Genomic DNA, 1,248 nt, shown 5'->3' with positions numbered 1-1,248 from the left:
GTTACAAAAACAATATCATCGTTAAACACAACTATTTCTGTTAAAGAACAAGAATTAAATAATTTAAAATCACAATTAAAAAAAGATATTTTAAATCAGCAAGAAAAAAAAGAAAAATATGAATCATCTAATACAAAATATTTAGAAGAATGTAAAAAAAAAGAAGACAAAATTAAACAAGAATTTGATAGTAACAATGTTTCTAGAATAAAACTTTACTTTCTTAAAGAAATTTATGACATTAATAATTCTGATACTCATTCTTCTTTACATGTAAAATGCGATTGGGATATAGGCGAAATTAAATACGACGGCGGTGCATCAAATAAACGTTTGAATGAATTTTTATCAGAACAACTTAAGAAATGGCAAGATCAAGGAGAATCAATAAAAATAGAACCTTCAGAAATAAAAGAAACATGTGACCGATTAAACAATCTATTGAAAGAAGAATTATCGGATGAAGAATATCATGAAATGATGGATAATTTGAATAATGAAAATTTGAATATAGTCGAAAATACAGTTGGAAAAAAATTTGCGGAATATCTAAAAAACAATTATACATCTGTCGGAAATAAAGAAATAAAAAAATTGGAACAAATTGACAAAAATAAAAAAGATTATATGGAAAAAATAAAAATTAGAATAAATGAAGATTATATGAAAAAAGCTAAAGAAAATGCTGTTGCAATGTTGAGTCCTCGATCCCAATATGTTCCGCTACGAATACGTAATAAAAAAAGATAGAGGAAGATAATAAAAAGTCGTATAATTATTATTTTTAATTAAAAAGAGGAAAGACAAAATTTTTTTGAAAAAAGAAATCGAAACAAATAAAAAAAAAACAATAAAAACTAAAAAACAAACAACAATTTATAAAAAAAATAAAGATCAACCAATTGTTATTAAGTTGAATATGCCTGAAACACCGATAAACGGAAATAATAATTTATTTTTTTGGGATTTGATTAATTTAATTATTTCTATTGGAGTTATATCAAGTTGCCTTTTTACTTTTTTAAAATCCAAAAATCAAATGAAAGAGATTGAACAAAATATAAACAACTTTCAAAAACATAATAATCAAGTAACTGATAAATTAGAAAAATCTGTTGATGATTTAAGAAATCAATCTTTAGATTGTATTTTAGAAGAAGAAGTTTATAAAAAACTAGAAGAAGAAGTTTATACAAAACTATTAGATAAAGTAAAAAAAGAATTTAATGTAACAAAAGAATTGAATCC

At 22.7% G+C, this 1,248-nt stretch carries 2 protein-coding genes; both read left to right on the top strand.

Annotated elements, in window-relative coordinates; all coding sequences use genetic code 11:
- Positions 1-750: hypothetical protein (locus KTO59_RS04340; protein ID WP_284928833.1), on the top strand; the 750-nt coding region annotated here is incomplete at its 5' end.
- A 64-nt stretch (positions 751-814) separates the two neighbouring features.
- The coding region (locus tag KTO59_RS04335) for a hypothetical protein (RefSeq protein ID WP_284928832.1) at positions 815-1,248 on the top strand (434 nt) is incomplete at its 3' end.

Origin of the sequence: Candidatus Phytoplasma sp. AldY-WA1 (genome assembly GCF_020312115.2) — a bacterium.
Classification (GTDB): domain Bacteria; phylum Bacillota_I; class Bacilli_A; order Acholeplasmatales; family Acholeplasmataceae; genus Phytoplasma; species Phytoplasma vitis.
This window is presented reverse-complemented; position numbering and strand designations above follow the sequence as displayed.